We start from the raw sequence: 5,113 nt of genomic DNA, 5'->3' as shown, positions 1-5,113 counted from the left end.
GGGCAGGGAGCAAGGGGGAAAAAATTACTTCTTTCCCCTCTGCTCCCCTGCCTCTTCCCAATGCCCTATTAAGGAATGTTGCTTTGTTTCTCATAAATGAGACGTGTATGATTGCCATCACTTATTTTCATGCAAGGGTTAACAAATCATGTTCCATGTATAAACCTTTCCTGGAATTTTTAGAAAAAGAGCTATTTCAGCGCTTTGATTTACAAAGTAGGGTCATTCCCCCTGGTTTAGAATTCAAAGTTAGCGATCGCGGCAGAAACCCTGCAACTATTCGCAGTTGGTGTTACCAATCTCAAGAGTTGCGGAAAATTCGCTATACCTATATTGATGCCGGGGAAAGCGCCCAAATTTTTAACAGCGTGATTTATCCTAGCCATAACTACGATTTACCTCTGTTAGGGATTGATTTTTTATCCTTTGGTAAAGTCAAGAATCTAATTGTGCTTGACTTTCAGCCTTTGTTTCAGGATGAAGATTATCAAAACAAATATATAGCTCCGCTAAAATATCTCCATAATAAATACCCGGATTTGGCACAAAACTTAGAAATGAAGTTTTACGATGCCAACCAGTATTTTTCTAAGTACCTCTTGTTTGCCAAAACAGACGCTGAAACAGTTGCAACGCGAGTCTTTGAAGCTTTTCAAGATTATTTAAACTTGTATTGGCAAATGTTAGCAGATGCCCAAGCGCTTCACGATCCAGAAGATATCCAACGGATTGTCAAAGCCCAAAAAGACTATGACCAATATAGTGCAGACCGAGATCCAGCATCTGGTTTGTTTAGCAGTTACTTCGGTCATGAATGGGCAGAGCGCTTTCTCCATGAGTTCTTATTTGAAGATGCTGTTCCCCTAGCAGTTAGTACCAGCAAAAGATGAAGGCAGGAGGCAGAAGTTTTTTAATTTTTAATTCGGAGCGAAGCGACGTGACACTATATCAACCATTTCTCGATTATGCGATCACCTACATGCGATCGCGCTTGGATTTACAACCCTATCCCATCCCCACTGGGTTTGAGTCCAAAAGTGCTGTTGTGGGCAAGGGCAAAAACCAAGAAGAAGTTGTCACCACTAGTTACGCCTTTCAAACTGCAAAATTACGCCAAATTCGTGCAGCCCATGTCCAGGGTGGTAATTCCCTGCAAGTGTTGAATTTTGTGATTTTTCCACATCTCAACTACGATTTACCCTTTTTTGGGGCGGATCTGGTGACATTACCAGGAGGACACCTAATTGCTTTGGATATGCAGCCCCTATTTCGGGATGATTCAGCATATCAGGCAAAATATACTGAACCAATTCTGCCTATTTTCCACACCCATCAACGGCATCTATCTTGGGGAGGAGATTTCCCCGAAGAAGCACAGCCTTTTTTCTCTCCCGCTTTTCTGTGGACTCGTCCCCAAGAAACAGCTGTAGTAGAAACTCAGGTGTTTGCCGCTTTTAAAGACTATTTAAAAGCTTATCTAGATTTTGTAGAGCAGGCGGAAGCTGTAACAGATTCCCAAAATTTAGTAGCCATTGAGCAAGCCCAACTGCGATACCTACGATATCGGGCTGAAAAAGACCCAGCACGAGGGATGTTTAAACGCTTCTATGGTGCCGAATGGACTGAAGAATATATCCACGGCTTCTTATTTGATTTAGAGAGAAAATTAACACCCATCAACTAAGTATTAAGCCGAATTGAATTAAACATAATTCTTGTGGGATGGGCATCTTTCACCTAGCTTAGGGACTGACAAGAAATAAATTATCTATCTTGTGGAGTAGGCATCCTGCCCGCCCTGAATATGGGACGATTGCGGACAGCCATCCCACAAGAAAATTTGGAATGTTTTTTTAATTTGGAAGTCCCTTATGCAATCAATTTAAATGGGGAGCAGCTTAAGGAATTTCCAAGAAATAAATTACCTAAACAAACGAACCACAGAGATACAGAGAACACAGAGGACTGACGAGAAGAGAGTTTTTTTCGTATTTTTTTATTTGGAAGTCCCTAAGCGGTCAAGAAAAATTCACAGTGGCCTTTGTTAGTGACACTTTCACAAAAGAAGGTTTTTGTCGATAGTGCTATGGAAACTACTGTATAAAATATCTATCTTTAGATATATTTTATGAAAAATATCTGCTTGCTCAGTACAGTTCCTATAGTAGATTGACTTAAATCTATTAACTTATGTTATGATTTGTATACTTCTAATGTTATGATTCATGTTGTGCTTTTAAGTTAACAACCAGTAAGTTGTTTGCTGGTGTAAGCTAAAATACCCTAATTTAGAACTTAAAAGCCAATTTAAGCAAGCTTAGAAATTTTTTAACATCCAACTGTTCCTTAATAAAGTTAAAGTTTTGTTACTAGTAGCTCAGATATATTTAAATTCTGAATTTTCAAGAGTTACTGAGGTAGGTATGTTGAATACTGAGCATTAAATTGACTGAATGCGAGAGGAATTCTACTGTTATTCTGAAGCAAATAGAATGTAGAAGTTTAGTGAAATAAGGTGCGATACTAATGCTAAAAAACAGCGAACTAACGATTAATCAGGGTTCTAATCTCAAATTGAAGCTTGGAGAGCAACGATACGAGCATTTTTCTAGAGTAGAACTTTTGCGGAATCGTACAGTTGGAAAGCCATTAGAGTTAAATATAGTGGAATAAATCTTAATTAAATTAAGATAAATTTCCCAAGTTTAAAATCAACAATCCCGGAAGAAACAGGCAAGTATTATGCCAATATTCTTGCTAGTGGGACTAGTTAATTAGTTTAAGGTTATGCCGAATTAAAGGTTAACCCACACACAGAATTTACTCAAATGAGTGGTCTTGTTTAATAACATTGCCAGTCAGCAATAACAGTTAGCTTTTTTTTGAAAGCTAGTTTTGTCATGACTTTTATCTAATAAAGATAAAAAGCATAATTTATTGCTGGCGTGCATTAGGGTAAATCGCAATTATTACCGAAATCTCCCAATTTTTTGCAATAAAGAAAGGTCAACAGACATGAATAAGGTTCAAGCATCCTTTGAAGCTACAGAAACTGCATTTCACGTGCAAGGTTACGAAAAAATCGATTTTAGTCTTGTCTATGTGAACGGTGCATTTGATATTAAAAACAGAGAAATAGCAGATAGCTATGAGAAGTTTGGTCGCTGTCTGACTGTAATTGATGCCAATGTTTATGAACTTTATGGAAAGCAGATCAAGTCATATTTTAGGCACTATGACATTGATCTGACAGTATTTCCCATCATCATTACAGAGCCAGCTAAAACCCTTGAAAGCTTTGAGAAAATTGTTGACGCTTTTTCTGACTTTGGCTTAGTTCGTAAGGAACCGGTCTTAGTCGTTGGTGGTGGTCTAATTACTGATGTGGCTGGCTTTGCTTGCGCTGCTTACCGTCGTAAGAGTAACTTCATTCGGGTTCCGACAACGTTAATTGGTTTAATTGATGCAGGTGTAGCGATTAAGGTAGCAGTTAATCATCGCAAGTTGAAAAATCGTTTGGGAGCATATCATGCACCTTTGAAAGTTATCCTCGATTTTTCATTTTTGAAAACCTTGCCAACGGCTCAAGTTCGTAATGGTATGGCAGAGTTGGTGAAAATCGCTGTAGTTTCTAACTCGCAAGTGTTTGAAATGCTATACGAATATGGCGAAGAACTACTTTCGACTCACTTTGGACAGGTTAACGGGACACCCGAACTTAAAGAGATTGCTCATAAACTCAACTACGAAGCAATCAAAACCATGTTGGAGTTAGAGACTCCAAACTTGCATGAAATCGACCTCGATCGCGTCATAGCTTACGGTCACACCTGGAGTCCTACCTTAGAGTTAGCGCCTCATGTACCCCTATATCATGGTCATGCCGTCAATATAGATATGGCTTTATCTGCAACCATAGCAGCACAACGCGGTTATATTCCAACAGGGGAGCGCGATCGCATTCTAGACTTAATGAGTCGCATTGGTCTATCACTCGATCATCCTCTATTAGATGGGGATTTGCTCTGGGATGCTACCGAGTCTATAAGCTTGACACGAGACGGCAAACAACGCGCAGCCATGCCTCGACCTATTGGTGAGTGCTTCTTTGTCAACGATTTGACTCGTGAAGAACTTGATGCGGCCTTAGCTGAACATAAACGTCTTTGTGCTAAATATCCCCGTGGCGGTGAAGGCGTTGATGCCTACATTGAAAGTCAAGAAGCCAAGCTAGTGGGAGTGTGAAGATATGACGAGTGTATTAGGACGAGAGACAGCGAGGCCCATAACGCCACACAGTATTTTAGTAGCGCAGCTACAGCAAACCCTGAAATTAGCAGAAGAAAGTGGCATTCCCGTAGAGATATTAGATTCTCTGCGTCAGGGAGTTCAATTAGCTTCGGGTTTAGATCCCTATCTGGATGATTACACAACTCCCGAATCGAGTGCCTTGACAGCATTGGCGCAAAAAACTAGTCAAGAAGACTGGAGTAAACGTTTCAGCGATGGTGAAACAGTGCGTCAATTAGAACAAGAAATGCTGTCAGGACATTTGGAAGGACAGACATTGAAAATGTTTGTTCATATCACTAAGGCAAAGCGCATCCTAGAAGTAGGGATGTTTACAGGATATTCAGCCTTGGCAATGGCAGAGGCACTACCAAGCGATGGGCAACTCATAGGTTGTGAAGTTGACTCTTATGTAGCTCAATTTGCTCAAGCTTGCTTTAGTGAGTCTCCCCACGGCAACAAAATCGTTGTGGAAGTAGCGCCTGCTTTAGAAACACTCCATAAGCTCGCAGAAAGAAAAGAATCATTTGATTTGATCTTCATTGATGCCGATAAAAAAGAGTATGTAGAGTACTTCCAGATCATCTTGGATAGTAACTTGCTAGCTCCTGACGGGTTAATCTGCGTGGATAACACTTTGTTGCAGGGACAAGTTTACTTACCACCAGAACAACGCACTGCCAATGGTGAAGCGATCGCTCAGTTCAACCGTGTTGTCGCCGCAGATCCGCGTGTAGAACAAGTTCTGTTACCCATACGAGATGGCGTGACTCTGATTAGACGCATAGCGTAATCAGGAGACAAGGAGACAAGGGGACAATTC

Annotated in this window: 5 protein-coding genes; all 5 read left to right on the top strand. The window is 40.5% G+C overall.

Annotated elements, in window-relative coordinates; genetic code table 11:
• Window positions 1-155 precede the first annotated feature (155 nt).
• Complete coding sequence (locus GNF10_RS35055) at window positions 156-890, top strand: 15,16-dihydrobiliverdin:ferredoxin oxidoreductase (RefSeq protein ID WP_185581768.1); 735 nt, start codon at window positions 156-158, stop codon at window positions 888-890.
• A gap of 47 nt (window positions 891-937) precedes the next feature.
• Window positions 938-1,684 (top strand): phycoerythrobilin:ferredoxin oxidoreductase, encoded by a 747-nt coding sequence (locus GNF10_RS35050; RefSeq protein WP_185581769.1) that lies wholly within the window; start codon window positions 938-940, stop codon window positions 1,682-1,684.
• 842 nt (window positions 1,685-2,526) lie between these two features.
• Window positions 2,527-2,673 (top strand): hypothetical protein, encoded by a 147-nt coding sequence (locus tag GNF10_RS35045; protein WP_185593127.1) that lies wholly within the window; start codon window positions 2,527-2,529, stop codon window positions 2,671-2,673.
• A gap of 342 nt (window positions 2,674-3,015) precedes the next feature.
• Window positions 3,016-4,245, top strand: a complete 1,230-nt coding sequence (locus tag GNF10_RS35040; protein WP_185586340.1) for a sedoheptulose 7-phosphate cyclase — start codon at window positions 3,016-3,018, stop codon at window positions 4,243-4,245.
• Between the two features lie 4 nt (window positions 4,246-4,249).
• Entirely contained in the window at window positions 4,250-5,083 is an 834-nt protein-coding gene (locus tag GNF10_RS35035) for an O-methyltransferase (RefSeq protein WP_185586339.1), read from the top strand.
• Window positions 5,084-5,113: the final 30 nt, after the last annotated feature.

It is taken from the genome of Nostoc sp. UCD121 (genome assembly GCF_014222285.1).
Taxonomy (GTDB): domain Bacteria; phylum Cyanobacteriota; class Cyanobacteriia; order Cyanobacteriales; family Nostocaceae; genus Nostoc.
The sequence above is the reverse complement of the archived record's forward strand: the minus strand, read 5'-3'. Positions and strand labels throughout refer to the sequence as shown.

Bases quoted from the DNA above. Each gene is read 5' to 3' on its own strand.
- GNF10_RS35045 (WP_185593127.1), top strand. From the start codon at position 2,527: ATGCTAAAAAACAGCGAACTAACGATTAATCAGGGTTCTAATCTCAAA.
- GNF10_RS35035 (WP_185586339.1), top strand. From the start codon at position 4,250: ATGACGAGTGTATTAGGACGAGAGACAGCGAGGCCCATAACGCCACAC.
- GNF10_RS35055 (WP_185581768.1), top strand. From the start codon at position 156: ATGTATAAACCTTTCCTGGAATTTTTAGAAAAAGAGCTATTTCAGCGC.
- GNF10_RS35040 (WP_185586340.1), top strand. From the start codon at position 3,016: ATGAATAAGGTTCAAGCATCCTTTGAAGCTACAGAAACTGCATTTCAC.